The organism is uncultured Methylibium sp., from assembly GCF_902826655.1.
Lineage (GTDB): Bacteria > Pseudomonadota > Gammaproteobacteria > Burkholderiales > Burkholderiaceae_C > Methylibium.
This window is the reverse complement of record NZ_CADEFR010000010.1, coordinates 69,132-83,918: the sequence shown is the minus strand read 5'-3', so window position 1 is coordinate 83,918 and position 14,787 is coordinate 69,132. Positions and strand designations below refer to the sequence as shown.

Below are 14,787 nucleotides of genomic sequence, written 5' to 3'. Positions count from 1 at the left end.
CGACGAACTTCCGCAGGACACCATGGCCGGTCTCACCAAGGACACCCCCACCCCGACCGCGCTGACGGTGCACCAGCAGTCGCGCGTGCTCGAGATCGCGTTCTCCGACGGCGCCACGTTCCGGCTGCCTTTCGAGCTGCTGCGCGTCTATTCGCCGTCGGCCGAGGTGCAGGGCCACGGCCCGGGCCAGGAGGTGCTGCAGACCGGCAAGCGCGAGGTCGAGATCGTCGGCCTCGAGCCGGTCGGCAACTACGCGGTGCAGCCGACCTTCTCGGACGGCCATAGCTCGGGGCTCTTTGCCTGGGACTACCTGTACCACCTGGGCGACCAGCAGGAAGCCCTGTGGGCCGAGTACCAGCGGCGCCTCGAGGCCGCCGGCGCCACGCGCGACACGCCGATGCCCGCGGCGGCCGGCTCGTCCTGCGGGCACCATCACTGAGTTGGAGCCCTGATGCCGCACTGTGCATTTGCGAGCCGGGCGCCGGGCCGCCCCAAACCGGCTCGCATCCCCTCGGGGGATCGGCCGGTGGACCCAGCGGACGAGGGGTGGTCATGACCCAGACCCACTTCGGCTTCGAGTCCGTCGACGACAGCGCCAAGGCCGGCCGTGTCCGTGGCGTCTTCGACAGCGTCGCGTCGAAGTACGACGTGATGAACGACCTGATGTCGATGGGGCTGCACCGCGCCTGGAAGGCCTACACGGTGGCTGTCGCCAACCTGCGCGAGGGCGACAAGGTACTCGACATCGCCGGCGGCACGGGGGATCTGGCGCGGGCCTTCGCGCGGCAGGTCGGCGCCAGCGGCACCGTCGTCCACACCGACATCAACGAGGCGATGCTGCGCACCGGCCGCGACCGGCTGCTCGACGAGGGCCTGTCGCTGCCGACGACGATCTGCGACGCCGAGGCCCTGCCGTTCGCCGATGGCAGCTTCGACCTGGTGAGCGTGGCCTTCGGCCTGCGCAACATGACGCACAAGGAGCGGGCGCTGGCCGAGATGGCCCGCGTGCTGCGGCCCGGCGGACGGCTGCTGGTGCTGGAGTTCTCCAAGGTCGCCAGGCCCCTCGAGAAGGCCTACGACTGGTACTCGTTCAAGGTGTTGCCGCGCCTGGGGCAGTGGGTGGCCGGCGACGCCGAGAGCTACCGCTACCTCGCCGAATCGATCCGGATGCACCCGGATCGTGCGACGCTGAAGGCCATGATGAAGGCCGCCGGCTTCGGGCATGTCGATGTCCATACGCTGACGGGTGGGGTGGTCGCGCTGCACGTCGGCATCCGCTGCTGAATCCGGCGCGTAGCAGGCCGAGGGCGGCCCGCGGGCCCCGGGTGTGCAGTTTCACCGGTCCCGGGCGCTGTCCGGGCGGTCCGCCCCCACTGTTGAGGTGGTTCGCCGGGCAGGGGCGCGGCTTACACTGAATCTTTACCTTTCGGGCGGTGTCGTCCGTCCTCCCGAGGCTCCCGAATGAAGTCGAATGCGTCCGCTCTGCCCGTCTGGAAAAGTCGGTACGGGGCGATCCTGATGCTCGCCGGATTGCTGGCGGCCTGCGGCGGCGGCAAGGACAAGCCGCCCAGCCAGGTGGCCGCCAAGGTCAACAAGGAAGAGATCTCCGTTCACCAGGTCAACCACCTGCTGCAGCAGCAACGGGTGCGAGCCGACCAGGCCGATCGCGCCGGTCGCCAGGCCCTCGAGCGGCTGATCGACCAGGAACTGGCCCTGCAGCGTGCCGCCGAACTGCGCGTCGACCGGGAGCCCCAGGTGCTGGCGCAGCTGGAAGCGGCGCGCCGCGAGATCATCGCGCGGGCCTACGCCGAGCGCGTCGCCGAAGCGGCCGGCAAGCCGGACGCCGACGAGGTCCGCCGCTACTACGTCGACAAGCCGGCGCTGTTCAGCGAGCGCCGCATCTACAGCCTGCAGGAGATCTCGATCGAGGCCCGGCCGGAGCAGGTCGAGGCCCTCCGCGGCCGACTGGCCGGGGGCCTCAGCGTGGGCGCCCTGGTCGAGCATCTGAAAGGCAACGATCTGCGCTTCACGGTCAGCGAGGCGGTCCGCGCGGCCGAGCAGCTGCCGCTGGGCAGCGTCGACGCCTTCGCGAAGATGCGGGACGGCGAGAGCGTGCTGACGGCGACCCCGACGGGCGCGCAGGTGCTGCTCCTGGTCGCATCGCGCAGCGAGCCGGTCGACGAGGCGCGGGCCCGGCCCGCGATCGAGCAGTTCCTGGTGAACGAAGGTCGCCGCAAGCGCGTCGAAGACGACATCCGCGCGTTGCGGGCGGCAGCGAAGATCGAGTACGTGGGCCGGTTCAACGAGCCCGCGGCCACCGAGCGCAACGCCGGTCAGGCGCCGTCTGCGGCGGTCCCGGTGGTGGTGCCGGCCTCCGGCGCCCTGGACGTGAGCGTCATCAACAGTGGAATGGGGCTGAAGAAATGAGTCAACTGCGCTGGACCGTTGCACTGCTCGCCTTGATCCTCGGATTGCTGGGCGGGGCCGGGCGTGCCCAGGCGCAGGCCCAGACCGCTCCCGCGGCGCCTGCGCCGGCCGCGGTGACTTCGGGCGAGTACCGCCTGGCGGCCGGCGACGCCGTCAGGATCACGGTCTTCCAGAATCCGGACCTCAGCCTCGAGACGCGCCTGTCCGAGGCCGGAACGATCTCCTTCCCCCTGCTCGGCAGCGTCCGCCTGCTCGGCATGACCACCGCCCAGGCGGAACGGCGTCTCGCCGACGGCCTGCGCGACGGCAATTTCGTCAAGCAGCCCCAGGTGTCGCTGCTGGTGATGCAGGTGCGCGGCAACCAGGTGTCGGTGCTGGGGCAGGTCGGGCGGCCGGGGCGCTACCCGATCGAGACCGGTGAACTGCGCCTGACCGACCTGCTGGCCACGGCCGGCGGCATCACGCCCACGGGGGCGGACGTCGTGACCGTCGTCGGCACGCGCAACGGCAAGCCCTTCCGGGCCGAGGTCGATCTGCCCAAGGTCTTCGGGCCGGATCGCCGCGGCGACGACGTGCTGCTGCGCAACGACGACGTGGTCTGGGTCGATCGCGCCCCGACGATCTTCATCTACGGCGAGGTCCAGCGTCCGGGCGTGCACCGCCTCGAGCGCGGCCTGACCGTGCTGCAGGCCCTCGCGACCGCCGGCGGCCTGACGCAGCGCGGCACCGAGAAGGGCATCCGCCTGCACCGTCGTGCGACGGACGGCAAGGTCGCCATCACGCAGCCGGTGATGGACGACTCGCTGCGCGACGGCGATGTGCTGTATGTTCGTGAAAGCCTCTTCTGAGGCAGTGCTTCCGGGCGGTCCAGAAAGAAGAGGCGTGACATGTCGATCTCGCAATGCCTGAGGATCCTGTGGGCCCGGAAGTGGGTGTGCCTGGCCTTGTTCGTGCTGGTCACCGGCGTCGGCGTCCTGCACACCCTCAAGCAGCCGAAGCGCTATCTGGCTGAAGTCTCGATGCTGGTCGAGGTCCGGCCGGATCCCATCCTCGGCGCGATGGCGCCCGGTCTGGCGACGCCGGTCTACATGGCCACGCAGGTGGAGATGATCCGCAGCGATCGCGTGGCGCACCGGGTGGTCAAGCTGCTGGGCATCGACAAGGCCGACGGCGCGGTGCAGGCCTGGATGGAGTCGACCCGGGGCAAGACGCCGATCGAGAACTACTACGGCGGCATCCTGCTGGCCGGCCTGACCGTCGAACCGGCGCGCGGCACGAACTTCATCACCATCGGCTATACCGCCCCGGATCCGCAGTTCGCTGCCGCCGCGGCCAACGCCTTCTCCAAGGCCTACCTCGACGTGGCCGTCGACCTGCGCGTCGAGCCGGCGCGCCAGTACGCCCTGTGGTTCGACGAGCAGTCCAAGGTGCTGCGGTCGGATCTCGAGCAGGCCCAGGCCAAGCTCTCGAAGTACCAGCAGGACAAGGGCATCACCGACGAGCGTCTCGAGCAGGAGACCGCACGGCTCAATGTCCTCATCGGCCAGTTGGCGACCGCGCAGGCGGAGCGCGCCGACGCCTCGAGTCGACTGGGCGTGTCCGGCGGCGAGGCTTCTCCCGACGTTCAGCAGAGCAGTGCCGTGCAGGCCCTGCGCAGCCAGTTGACTGCGGCGCAGACCAAGCTCACCGAGATCAGCAACATCGTCGGCAGCAACCACCCGCAGCGCCTGACCCTGGAGGCGCAGATCGTGGAGATCCGGCAGCAGCTGGCGGCCGAGATGCGGCGCGTGTCCGGCAGTACCTCGGCAGTCAGCCGCGCGAGCGGTCGCAAGCTGGCCGAACTGCAGGGCCTCGTCGATGCGCAGAAGACCCGCGTGCTGTCGATGCGCAGCTCGCGCGACGATATCCAGGTGCTGGTGCGCGACGTCGAGAACGCGCAGCGCGCCTACGACAGCGCACGCACGCGCCTGAGCCAGCTGAGCCTGGAAAGCCAGACCAACCAGCACAGCGTGCGGGTGATGAGCCCGGCCACCGAGCCGCTCGATCCGACCAAGACCGAGAGCATGAAGCGCATCGCGATGTCGCTGGCTGCCGGAATCGTCATGGCGCTGGCGGTGGCCCTCGGCCTCGAACTGATCGACCGGCGCGTCCGCGCCCCCGAGGATCTGCTGGTCATCGAAGGCCTGCCGGTGCTCGGTGTCCTGAGCCCGCCCGGCTCGAAGGTGCCGATGTTCCGAAGCCTGTCGTACGGGGGCACTCTTGCACCGCGGCGCCCGGCACTGCCTGGAGTGGGAGCACGCTGATGCGGATGAGCGTCGCCACCATCCCGACCCTGCCCAGGGCCAATCGCACGATCGGTGCGATCCTGGTCGACGCGGGCTTGATCACGCCGGAAGCCGCCGAGCAGATCCTGCGCCTCCAGCGCCAGAACAACCTGCGCTTCGGCGAGGCCGCGATCCGCCTGGGGCTGCTGACCGAAGCCGACGTGCAGTTCGCGCTGGCGCGGCAGTTCGACTACGCCTACCTGCGACTCAACGAGCCCAGCAAGTCGGTCAGCGAGGAGGTGGTGGCTGCGTACCAGCCCTTCAGCCCCAGCGTCGATCGCCTGCGCGCCGTGCGCAGCCAGCTGATGCTGCGCTGGTTCGACAAGCACGAAGGCCGGCAGATGCTGTCGATCGTCGGTACCGCGCGCGGCGAGGGCCGCAGCTACGTCGCCGCGAACCTGGCCGTCGTGTTCGCCCAGCTCGGCGAGCGCACGCTGCTGGTCGACGGCGACCTGCGCGCGCCGCGGCTGCACCAGATGTTCACGCTCGAGAACAAGGCCGGCCTGTCGACGATGCTCGCGCACCGCTCGCGCGAGGAAGCCATCGTCCGCATCACGGACCTGGTCGGCCTGTCGGTGCTGCCGGCCGGCCCCGTGCCGCCCAACCCGCTCGAACTGCTCAACCGTCCCAGCTTCGACGAGCTGCTTGCGCACGTGCGCGCCTCCTACGACGTCGTCATCATCGACACGCCCAGCCTGTCGAGCGGCGAGGACGCGGTGCCGATCGCGATGCGCACCGGAGCGGCGCTCGCCGTCGCGCGCACCGTGCAGACGCGCGTGCACGCCTTCGCCGACATGGTCGCCGGGCTCAGCGCGGCCGGCGTGGCAGTCGTCGGCTCGGTCCTGAACGACGTTCCCAAGCAGCCCGGCAAGGCGGCCCGGTGAGCGCGGCGATCATGCCCGCCTCGGACGGCCCCGCCGACACCGGGGCAGGCGGGCCGCTGCGGCGCCTGCCGCCGGTGCTGGGACTCGCGGCGATGTACCTGCCGGTCTACTGGGCCGCGGCGGGATCGATCTGGCAGACCGACGACCACGCCCACGGGCCGATCATCCTGCTGGTCGCGGCCTGGCTGGTCTGGGACCGGCGGCGCGCGCTGGCGGCGCTGCCGGCCGGGTCCGACGGGCGCCTCGGCTGGCCGTTGTTCGTCCTGGGGCTGCTGGCCTACCTGGCCGGCCGTGCGGTCGACTCCTCGGTGCTGGCCTTCGGGTCCCAGCCGCTCGTGATGGCGGGCGTGCTGCTGCTGATGCGCGGTCGTGCCGCGGCGCGGCTGCTCTGGTTCCCGCTGTTCTACCTGGTGTTCGCGACGCCGCTGCCGAGCCTGCTGGTCGACGCGGCCACCGGCCCGCTGAAGCAGTGGATCTCGGTCATTGCCGAGAACCTGCTGTACGCCGCCGGCTACCCGATCGCGCGCAGCGGCGTCGTGCTGTCGATCGGCCAGTACCAGATGCTGGTGGCAGACGCCTGCTCGGGCCTGCACTCGATGTTCAGCCTGGCGGCGCTCGGCACGCTGTTCATGTTCCTGGTCCAGCGACCGGGCTGGCTGCACAACGCCCTGATGGCCGCGGCGATCCTGCCGGTCGCCTTCGCGGCGAACATCGTGCGCGTGATGATCCTGATGCTGGTGACCTACCACTTCGGTGACGAGGCCGGGCAGGGCTTCCTGCACGGCGCTGCCGGCATCGTGCTGATGCTGACGGCGCTCGCGGCCTTCTTCGGCCTGGATGCGCTGCTGTGGGCGGCGCGGTCGCGCGCGCGCCACCCGCCGGCGACCTGAGGCACCGCCCATGTCAGCCCACCTGAAGGCGCTCATCGTCATCCTGGTGCTCGGTGGCACCGTGCTCTGGATGGCGCGCCGCTTCGCGGTCGAGGGCGTCGTCGATCCGGCCGACTTCCGGCGCCGGACGCTGGCGTGGATCGCCGTGACGATGGCGGCCTTCCTTGCGCACAACTACTGGATCTACGCGCTCTTGACCGCGCCGCTGATCGCGGTCGCCGGCAAGCGCGACAGCAACCGGCTGTGCCTGTTCCTGTTCCTGATGTTCGCGATCCCGCCGTTCCGCGTCGACCTGCGCACCGGCGGCACCCTGTGGCTGCAGATGCACCACTTCCGCTGGCTGGCGCTGCTGCTGCTGCTGCCCGCCTACCTGGCACTCCGGCGCACGCCCGGCGTGATCCCCTTCGGCCGCACGGTGACCGACAAGTTCATCGCCGGCTACATGGCGCTGCTGTTCCTCGTCGACGCCTCCAACGCGACGACGCTGACGAGCACGGTCCGCAACGCCATCGAGGTCTTCCTCGACATCTTCCTGCTGTACTACGTGGCGAGCCGCGGCCTGCGCACGCTGGGCGACTACCGCGACGGCCTGTTCTGCTACGTCATCGCGGTGCTGATCATGAGCCCGATGGCCGTCTTCGAGGCGGTGCGCAGCTGGCTGCTGTACGCCAGCATCGAGAGTTCGATGAACCTGCCGTTCTCGGGCCTGGGGCTGATGCTGCGCCGTGGCGACGGCATCCTGCGGGCGCAGGTCACGTCCGGGCAGTCGATCGTGCTGGGCTACATCATGGCCACGGCGCTCGCCTTCCTCGTCTTCCTGCGCCCGTCGTTCCGCCAGCATCGGCACTGGCTGGCGGTGGTGGTCGTGCTGTCGCTGGGCCTGGTCGCCGCCATGTCGCGCGGCCCCTGGGTCGGGGCAGCCGGCCTGGCCGTCGTGCTGCTGTTCACCGGCGCGCGCGTGCAGTCCCGGGTCGGCCGGGCGCTGCTCGCGGCCATGGTCCTGCTGCCGCTGCTGCTGATGACGCCGCAGGGCCAGAAGATGATCGACTACCTGCCCTTCGTCGGCACGGTCGAGGCCCAGAACGTGCAGTTCCGCCAGCGCCTGGCCGACGTCACGCTGAGCGTGCTGGCCAACTTCCCGCTGTTCGGCACCTGGGGCATCGGCTACCACCCGGACCTGGAGCAGATGCGCGGCGGCGACGGCATCATCGACATGGTCAACACCTACCTGGCGGTCGCGCTCAACATGGGCGTCGTCGGCCTGACGCTCTTCGCCGCGCCGTTCGCGATCACCGTGGGCGCGATCATCCGGCGCCTGTGGATCGAGAAGAAGGACCGCGACAGCGAGTGGTACCGACTCGGACGGGGCCTGCTCGCCTGCCTGACGGCCATCCTCATCACGATCGGGACGGTCTCGTCGATCGTCGCCGTGCCCCAGATCTACTGGATCGTCGTCGGGCTGGCGGCCGGCTACCTGCGGCTGCCTCGCACCGAGGCCACGACCGAAGCGGTGGCCGCCGGGCTGCGCGGCCCGGCGCGTTCTGCGCGATTCCCCCAGCGCGCGGCGCCCCTGGCCGGCGGCTGGCGCGGGCCGGCGCGATGAGCTGCCGTTTCGCTTCCGGCGCCTCCGGCGGCGGCGTCGACCGCGGTTGAAGCATGCGCACCGACGTCCCGTCCAATCCCCGCGAACGCAGCGCCTCGCTGCGCCGTCGCAGCCTGCGCGCGGGTGCCTGGGTGGGCGGCGGACACGTGGTCGGCCAGGTCACGCGCCTGATCGGCAACCTGATCCTCGCCCGCCTGCTGATGCCCGACGCCTTCGGCATCATGGCGGTGATCTCGACGCTGATGATGGCGCTCAACCTGATCTCCGACATCGGAGCCGGGACCGTCATCGTGCAGAGCCACCGCGGTGCGGAGCGGGCCTTCCTGCACACCGCCTGGACCTTGCAGATCATCCGCGGCCTGGCGCTGTGGATGCTCGGCCTCGTCGTGGCGGCCACCGTGGCCCTCGGACAGTCCTGGGGCTGGTTCGTCGCCGGCACCGTCTACGCCGACCCGCAACTGCCGCCGATGATCGCGGTGGCGACCTTCGGCCTGGCGATCATCGGATTCGGCTCGGTCAACAACAAGCTGGCCGAGCGCAACCTGGACCTGCGCAAGCTCTCCCTGGTCGACATCGCGGCCGGGCTCGGGTCGCTGGTCGTGACGGTCGGCCTGGCCCTGTGGACGGCGTCGGTGTGGGCGCTGGTGGTCGGCGGCCTCGTGACGTCGCTGCTCAAGTGCGTGCTGTCGCACCTGCTGCTCGAGGGCCCGAGACCGGCCCTGCGGCTCGAGCCCGAAGCCTTCAGGGAACTGATCAGCAAGGGCAAGTGGATCCTGCTGACCACCCTGATGGGCTTCATCGCCACCAACGGTGATCGCCTGCTGCTCGGCGGGCTGGCCGACAGCACCAGCTTCGGCCTGTACTCGATCGCCTTCGGCCTGGCCACGCTCGGCTCGACGGTGCTGAACATGGTGATGATGCGCGTCGTCTATCCGGCCGTCAGCGAGGTGGTGCGCGAGCGCCGCGCTGATCTGCCGCGCACCTATCGCAAGTTCCAGCAGCTGATCGACGTCTCGCTGGGTCTGCTGGCCGGCGCGATGTTCATGGCCAGCGAGACGATCATCGACCTGCTGTACGACGACCGCTACCAGGGCGCCGGCCACATCTTCGCGGTGCTCGCGATCGGCTCGCTCGGTGCCCGGATGTTCCTCGTCGAGCTCGTCTACACGGCGATGGGGCGCAACTCGCTGGTGGCCGCCAGCATGCTGCCGCGCGTCGTCGTGCTGCTGGTCGGCCTGCCCCTGGGCTTTGCGCACTACCAGCTGGATGGCGCGCTCACGGCCATCGTGCTGAGCCAGTTCGCGCATTGGCCGATCGCGCTGTGGTTCCGCTACAAGGAGGGCCTGACGAGCCTCTGGAACGACGCCTGCCTGCCGGTCGCCCTCGTCGCCGGAGGCGCAGTGGGCTGGCTGCTTGACAAGGCCCTGGCCTGGGTCCTGTACTGATCCTGTCCTGAAGCTTCGGCGTCTCAGCGCGCCGGTGCCGACGCAGCGGCAGGCAGGCCCGGAGGGAGCATCGGTGCGGTCAGCCGCGCCATCAACTCCGCCGCCATGCGCTGGCCGGCCGCGTTCCAGTGATCGTCGCCGCCACGGAAGTACAGCTGGCTGGCATCGACGGCGCGGTAGGGCTCGTAGAGGTTGACGAAGGGCACACCGAGCGAGCGTGCCGCGTCTTCGAGTGGTGCGGTCTGGTTGCGTCCGTCGTAGCTGGGGAAGCGGGCCCGATCGACTGGACCCCAGTCGTACTTGTCCGTCACGTCGTTCGGATGGGGAATGAAGAGGAAGGCGAGCGGTACGCCCTGAGCCCGGGCGACATCGCGGATGCGCTGCAGCACCGCGCGCATCAGCGCCACCTTGTAGCGTGCCGAAGGGCTCTCCGGCTGCAGGCTGACGTCGGCGCTGTAGTAGTCGACGTGCGTGTTCGTGACGACGTCGTTGCCGTCGACGATGAAGCTGCGGTACTCGCGCTCCGCCTCGGCCAGCAGGAAGTCCCAGTCCGAGAACTTCGCGGCCTCGTTCGCTGCGCCGTCGGCGCCACCGCGCGATCGGAACGATCCGAGCATCTGCCGCAGTGCGCGCAGCAGGAGCGACTCGCGCTGGCTGAGCTCGAGCTTGCTGCGCACGGCAGGATCCAGCGTCCAGCGGTTGGCGACGAGCCGACCGTCGGCGCCCAGCCGAAAGAGCTTGTTGCGCATCAGGTCGCCGTAGTCGTTGCCGGCGAACACCGAGACGACCACGAGGTCGGGACGCAGCCGCGGCAACTCGTCCTCCATCTTGAGGATGATCTGGTCCGGGCCGTACGAGCTGACGCCGGCGTTGACCACCTCGATGCGCGCGCCGGCTGCTGCCTGCAGCTGCCGGCCCAGCACGACCGCGAAGGTCTCGTCGTCGGGCGTGTAGGAGGCATGGATGAAGGAGTCGCCATAGATGACGACGCGCCTCGCGCTGCCGGCCGGCAGCAGCTCCTCCCCGCGAAACCCGTCGGTGTTGATGCGATGGCCGACGACGGTGCCGCCGTTGGCCGGCAGCCGCTTCATCACGCTCTGCCGATCGGGAATGAACTTGAAGATCAGTCGTTCGTCCGTCTGGTAGATCGGGCGGATCGACTGCCCGAGGACGATGGCAGCAGCGGCCTCCGCCAGCGCCAGCATGACGAGGCAGGTCACAGCGACCAGCAGGACGCGTTCGGCGAAGCGCAGCGGCAGGGCTGCCGCGACCGCGAGCGCGACGCCGACCGCGGCGATCAGCGACTGCAGTCGCCCGAACCCGGGCTCACCGCCGTAGAACGGATGGTCCGAAATGGCATAGGCCAAGAGCAAGGCGCCGAGCAGCAGCAACAGCGCCCGGACCACTCGACCGAGTGGCATGCGCGACTGATTCATTCCTACCTCCTGCGGTACCATCCCGCCGCCGAGCGATTGTTCCATCAGCGCGTGTCGGGTTGCGGAGTCACCATGGATTTTTCTGGGAAGACGGTGATCGTCACCGGTGCCGGATCCGGGATCGGACGCGCTGCGGCGGTGGGCTTCTGCGCCGACGGCGCACGCGTGGTCGGTATCGGACGCACCCGCAGCGACCTCGAGCAGACGATGGCCATGTGCCGGCCGGGCGCCATGAGCTTCGTGGTCGGCGACGTGTCGCGCCCTGACGACGTGGAGCGCCTGTTCGTCGAGGCGAAGGCGATCTCGGGCCGCGTCGACGTGCTGGTCAACAATGCGGCGCTGTATCCGAAGCAGGGCTTTCTCGAGGGCTCGCACGAGGACTGGCGTCGTGTCATCGAGGTCAACGTGATCGGCATGGCACTGTGCTGCCGGATGGCGCTGCCGGACATGCTGGCGAACGGCTTCGGACGCATCGTCAACCTCGGTTCGTTCGCCTGGCGCGGTCCGATTCCCAACAGCTCGGCCTACTCGGTGTCCAAGGGCGCAGTCGGGCCGCTGACGAAGGCGCTGGCCAGCGAGATCGACCGTTCGCGCTTCCCCGATGTCCTGGTCAACCAGCTGATGCCGGGCATCGTGCGGACCCGCATGAGCGAGTCCGGCGAGGACACCGCGGCCATCTATCCGCACCTCCGTTTCGTTGCGGGCTTGCCCAGGGGCGGCCCGACCGGCCAGACCTTTGTCCAGAGCGCGCTCTACGAGGAGAACGTCGGGCGGCGGACCCGGCTGAAGCGCTGGGTGAAGAAGGCCCTCGGGCTGTCCAGGAGCGCATGAGTCCGGGGGCACACGTCCCGGCCGATCCCGAGGCCACCGAATGGGACGTCGCGGTCATCGGCACCGGCATGGGCGGAGCCACTTTCGGGTTCGAGATGGCCCGGCGTGGGCATCGCGTGCTGTTCATCGAGAAGGGCCTGTTCCTGCACGGGGAGTTCGGCGGCCTGGCGAAGTCGCCCACGGACGGCGGCCGCGGCCCGGACGTCGATGCCGATTCCGAGGAAGCGCGGCTGCAACGCGGCCGCTGGCCGACGCGTCTGAAGGGACGCACCAGCTTCGGCGAGATCGAGTTCTTCGCGCCGCTCGGCTGCGGGTCCGGCGGCTCGACGGCCCTGTACGCGGCGGGGCTCGAGCGCTTCTCGCCGGCCGACTTCCGCCCGCGCGGCAACTTCCCTGACGTCGCCGACTCGACCCTGCCCGAGCGCTGGCCGATCGCCTACGAAGAGCTGCGGCCCTTCTACGAGCAGGCTGAGTCGCTGTACCGGGTGCGCGGCAGCCAGGACCCGCTCGACGCGGCGCTGGCGCCGTCCTTGCGCGAGCCGCCGGCACTGAACGCCCGCGACCGCCACTTCTGCGCGTCGTTCGAGGCTCGCGGCCTGCATCCCTACCGCATCCACGCCGGCTACGAGTTCGTCGAAGGCTGCAACGGTTGCGGCGAGGGGCCTTGCGCGCGCGCCTGCAAGAGCGACTCGGCCTGGATCTGCATGCTGCCGGCGCTGCGCCAGCACGGCGCGAGCCTGCTGGCGCAGTGCGAGGTGCTGAGGCTCGAAGCCGACGCACGCGACGTCAAGCGACTGTGGTGTCGCCGCGATGGTCGCGAGTTCGCGCTGCGCGCCAAGGTCGTGGCGCTGGCTGCAGGCGCCTACATGTCGCCCGTGCTGCTGCTCAACTCCCGCAACGAGCATTGGCCCGATGGCCTGGCGAATCGCTCGGGGCTGGTCGGGCGCAACCTGATGTTCCACGCCAGCGACTTCGTCGCCGTGCGGCCGCTCGAGCGCCTGTCGGGCGACGGCCCGCAGAAGACGCTCGCGCTCAACGACTTCTACCAGGAGGGCGGCCGCAAGCTCGGCACGTTCCAGACGGCCGGTGCAGCGATCGGCGTCGGCCAGATCATGCAGTACATGCGCGATGTCGCCCAGACCGATCCGCGCTGGTGGACCCGGCTGGCCAGCCCGCGGCCAACCTGGTGGCGCAAGCTGTCGAGTCCCTTCGTGCGGCTCGCGGCGATGATCATGTTCCACGGCCTCAACTTCAAGAACGCTGCCGTCTGGGCGACGATCGTCGAGGATCTGCCGTACCACGACAACCGCGTCGTTGCCGATCCGCAGGCCGCGAGCGGCATGCGCTTCGAGTACCGCTATCCCGAGGAACTGAGCGCCCGCGTGAAGGCTTTCAGGCGCCGATTGGCGGAACGGCTCGCGCCGCATCGCGTCATCGTGCTCTCGGGCGAGAACAACATCAACTTCGGTCATGTCTGCGGCACCTGCCGCTTCGGCGACGACCCGGCGACGAGCGTGCTCGATCGCGACAACAAGGCGCACGGGCTGTCGAACCTCTACGTCGTCGACGCGTCGTTCTTCCCTTCCAGCGGCGGCACCAACCCGAGCCTGACCATCGCCGCCAACGCGCTGCGCGTGGCGCAGGCCGTCGACGCGCAGCTCGCGCCGGGCCGGCGCGCCGCCTAGGGGTGCTCAGCGCAGCTGGGCGTAGAGGCCGGACCAGCTCTCGATGATGCGGGGCCAGCGCCAGGCCTCGGCCTTGGCCCGCGCGGCGACGGACATCGACTCCGCCAGGGCCGCGTCCTCGGTCAGCCTGTCGAGCCGGGCGGCGATCGCATCGGTGATGTGGTCCCGGGTCCGCGGCTCGATGAGGAAGCCGTTGACGCCGTCGTCGACCAGCAGCTGCGGGCCGCCCCAATCCAGGCAGATCGGCGGCAGGCCGGCCGCCATCGCCTCCTGGACGACGATGCCGTTCGCGTCCTCGATGCTGGGCAGGAGCACGCCGCGGTACTGGTGGAAGGAGGCGAACAGGTCCTGGTGACTTTCGTACCAGCCGAGGAAGCGCACGCGGTCGCCGAGGCCGAGGCGCGCGACCAGCGCCTGGCAGTTCTCGAGCTCGGGGCCGCGGCCCACGATGTCGAGGCAGATGCGCTGCCGCGTCTTCGGCAGCGACTCGATGATCAGCGCCGTGCCCTTGTGGAAGACCAGCCGCCCGAAGTGCAGGAAGCGCGGGTTGTTGCCCTGATGCGTGACGCGCGGGCGCTGCAGCAGTTCCTCGCGGATGCCGCAGTCGAGCGACTCGCGGACGATGGCCTCGGGGCAGCCGGCGGCGCGCAGCGAAACCCGCGTGCGGTCGCCGCCCGCGCACAGGATCATGTCGGCCTTCTTGAGGTCGCTGAACAGCAGGCGGTTGAGCCTCTGCGTCGGCATGTGGAAGATGCGGCGGATGCGGGCCTGCAGCTTCTCGTGGGCCCGGAAGATCGCCGGGTAGTAGATGTTGCCGTTGATCGGCCCGAACACGTTGCGGTGGCGGCGCGAGATGCTGCGCGGCGTGACCGGCGAGTTGGGTTCGGTCTGATGCAGGATCACGAAGCGATCGGCGAGCCCGAGCTCCTGCGCCTTGCGCTCCGCAAGCTGGACCGCACGCTTGCTGAACACGCTGTTGATCAGGAAGCCGAGGACCTTCGTCCGCCACAGCGCCATCGTCAGCCAGTCATCCTCGACGAAGAACACGTCGTCGAGCTTCAGGCGGTCGCGGACCTCCGGGACGTTGCGCGCGTGCGTGATCTGGTAGGTGTGGCGATGGACCTTCTTCAGTTCCTGGAAGATCTGCAGCGCCTTGATGGCTTCTCCTCCCATCTGCTCGCCGACGTTGGGGGCGATGAGGAAGATGACCACGTCGTCATTGATCATGTTGCGCGTTGGCTGGCTCTGCGTTGATGGTCCCT

13 protein-coding genes are annotated in these 14,787 nt (G+C 69.7%); 11 read left to right on the top strand and 2 right to left on the bottom strand.

What is annotated here, in order from left to right; translation table 11 throughout:
- Nucleotides 1-22: 22 nt before the first annotated feature.
- The 9 genes from QZV97_RS06870 to QZV97_RS06830 all read left to right on the top strand — a co-directional run bounded on the left by QZV97_RS06870 (nucleotide 23) and on the right by QZV97_RS06830 (nucleotide 9,573).
- Nucleotides 23-439: a DUF971 domain-containing protein gene (locus QZV97_RS06870; protein ID WP_295640492.1), complete on the top strand. Its 417-nt coding sequence runs from the start codon at nucleotides 23-25 to the stop codon at nucleotides 437-439.
- 113 nt (nucleotides 440-552) lie between these two features.
- Nucleotides 553-1,284 (top strand): bifunctional demethylmenaquinone methyltransferase/2-methoxy-6-polyprenyl-1,4-benzoquinol methylase UbiE, encoded by a 732-nt coding sequence (gene ubiE / locus QZV97_RS06865; protein ID WP_295640490.1) that lies wholly within the window; start codon nucleotides 553-555, stop codon nucleotides 1,282-1,284.
- A 234-nt stretch (nucleotides 1,285-1,518) separates the two neighbouring features.
- Entirely contained in the window at nucleotides 1,519-2,427 is a 909-nt protein-coding gene (locus tag QZV97_RS06860; RefSeq protein ID WP_295640488.1) for an EpsD family peptidyl-prolyl cis-trans isomerase, read from the top strand.
- On the top strand, nucleotides 2,424-3,275 hold the full coding sequence (gene epsE, locus QZV97_RS06855; RefSeq protein ID WP_295640486.1) for a polysaccharide export protein EpsE: 852 nt from the start codon (nucleotides 2,424-2,426) through the stop codon (nucleotides 3,273-3,275). The genes QZV97_RS06860 and epsE overlap by 4 nt, the downstream gene beginning before the upstream one ends.
- A gap of 39 nt (nucleotides 3,276-3,314) precedes the next feature.
- Nucleotides 3,315-4,730 carry a chain length determinant protein EpsF gene (gene epsF, locus QZV97_RS06850; RefSeq protein WP_295640484.1) on the top strand — a complete coding sequence of 472 codons (1,416 nt, stop codon included), beginning with the start codon at nucleotides 3,315-3,317 and terminating at the stop codon, nucleotides 4,728-4,730.
- Between the two features lie 5 nt (nucleotides 4,731-4,735).
- On the top strand, nucleotides 4,736-5,635 hold the full coding sequence (epsG, locus tag QZV97_RS06845; RefSeq protein WP_295640482.1) for a chain length determinant protein tyrosine kinase EpsG: 900 nt from the start codon (nucleotides 4,736-4,738) through the stop codon (nucleotides 5,633-5,635).
- Nucleotides 5,632-6,525, top strand: coding sequence for an exosortase B (xrtB, locus tag QZV97_RS06840; RefSeq protein WP_295640479.1), 894 nt, complete (start codon nucleotides 5,632-5,634; stop codon nucleotides 6,523-6,525). The genes epsG and xrtB overlap by 4 nt, the downstream gene beginning before the upstream one ends.
- A 10-nt stretch (nucleotides 6,526-6,535) precedes the next feature.
- Complete coding sequence (locus QZV97_RS06835; protein WP_295640477.1) at nucleotides 6,536-8,128, top strand: O-antigen ligase family protein; 1,593 nt, start codon at nucleotides 6,536-6,538, stop codon at nucleotides 8,126-8,128.
- A 53-nt stretch (nucleotides 8,129-8,181) separates the two neighbouring features.
- Nucleotides 8,182-9,573, top strand: a complete 1,392-nt coding sequence (locus tag QZV97_RS06830) for an oligosaccharide flippase family protein (protein WP_295640475.1) — start codon at nucleotides 8,182-8,184, stop codon at nucleotides 9,571-9,573.
- 23 nt (nucleotides 9,574-9,596) lie between these two features.
- Here QZV97_RS06830 and QZV97_RS06825 read toward each other — a convergent pair whose 3' ends face one another.
- Nucleotides 9,597-10,940: an SGNH/GDSL hydrolase family protein gene (locus QZV97_RS06825; protein ID WP_295640473.1), complete on the bottom strand. Its 1,344-nt coding sequence runs from the start codon at nucleotides 10,938-10,940 to the stop codon at nucleotides 9,597-9,599.
- Here QZV97_RS06825 and QZV97_RS06820 point away from each other — a divergent pair.
- On the top strand, nucleotides 10,917-11,840 hold the full coding sequence (locus QZV97_RS06820) for an SDR family oxidoreductase (protein WP_295640471.1): 924 nt from the start codon (nucleotides 10,917-10,919) through the stop codon (nucleotides 11,838-11,840). The genes QZV97_RS06825 and QZV97_RS06820 overlap by 24 nt on opposite strands.
- Entirely contained in the window at nucleotides 11,837-13,525 is a 1,689-nt protein-coding gene (locus tag QZV97_RS06815; RefSeq protein WP_295640469.1) for a GMC family oxidoreductase, read from the top strand. Before QZV97_RS06820 ends, QZV97_RS06815 begins: the two co-directional genes overlap by 4 nt.
- Before the next feature lie 6 nt (nucleotides 13,526-13,531).
- On the opposite strand, the gene QZV97_RS06810 is transcribed toward QZV97_RS06815, so the two are convergent.
- Nucleotides 13,532-14,752, bottom strand: a complete 1,221-nt coding sequence (locus QZV97_RS06810) for a glycosyltransferase (protein WP_295640467.1) — start codon at nucleotides 14,750-14,752, stop codon at nucleotides 13,532-13,534.
- Nucleotides 14,753-14,787: the final 35 nt, after the last annotated feature.